Source organism: Streptomyces sp. AC627_RSS907, assembly GCF_019049165.1.
On sequence record NZ_JAGMUE010001418.1, the window covers coordinates 1 to 696 of the forward strand.

General features: G+C 70.3%; 2 protein-coding genes. Both read right to left on the reverse strand.

From position 1 onward, the window contains the following. A partial coding sequence (locus KUM32_RS44865) for a DUF2795 domain-containing protein (protein WP_217146888.1) occupies positions 1-127 on the reverse strand: 127 nt, incomplete at its 3' end. Between the two features lie 115 nt (positions 128-242). Then, positions 243-696: alkaline phosphatase D family protein (locus tag KUM32_RS42215; RefSeq protein ID WP_217146887.1), on the reverse strand; the 454-nt coding region annotated here is incomplete at its 5' end.

A 696-nucleotide genomic window follows, 5' to 3' on the forward strand; every position in this document is an offset into this window, starting at 1 on the left:
ACTTCAGGGCGCCCATGACGTCCTTGCCCGCCCCGTGCTCCTTGGCCTGGTCGACGATCTCGCGCTTGGAGGCGGGGTAGTGCACCCCGCCCAGGCACTTCTGCATTTCGATGGGGTTCACGTCCATACCTCCAGCACAGTGGCAGGCCGGCGGCACGGCCAACGGGCATCCGCCGAACGGGTGAGCCGGTCGCGGGGGCACGGGGGCGGGCCCCGCGGCCCGGGTCAGCTCGACCGGCCGGTCAGACCTGGTGCAGGCCCGGGTTGCCGGCCTCGGTGGCGTAGGAGGCCACGGTCTGGATCGGGGCCCCCGGCCTGGTGATGTAGGGCACCGTCTTGTAGTCGGCGCGGGCCTGCTCGCCGTCGAGCGTGAGGGCCACGTAGCCGCGCTTGCCGTTGTAGAACTTCAGGTGCGGGTTGGCCTTCATGTACCGGTCCCAGTTGTCCGGCTTCTCCACGCCGTCCTTGCCGCTGGCGACCGACGTGGTGACGAACTCGACGCCCACGGTGCGCGAGTCGGGCTTGGCGAAGTCGCGCTTGATGTCGAACGCGTAGTGCACGTGCACGTCGCCGGTGAGGACCACCAGGTTGTCCACGCCCGCGGACTCGGCACCGGCGAGCACCCGCTCGCGGGAGGCCGGGTAACCGTCCCAGGAGTCCATGCTCAGCTTGTAGCCCGGCTTGTCGGTGCTGCGC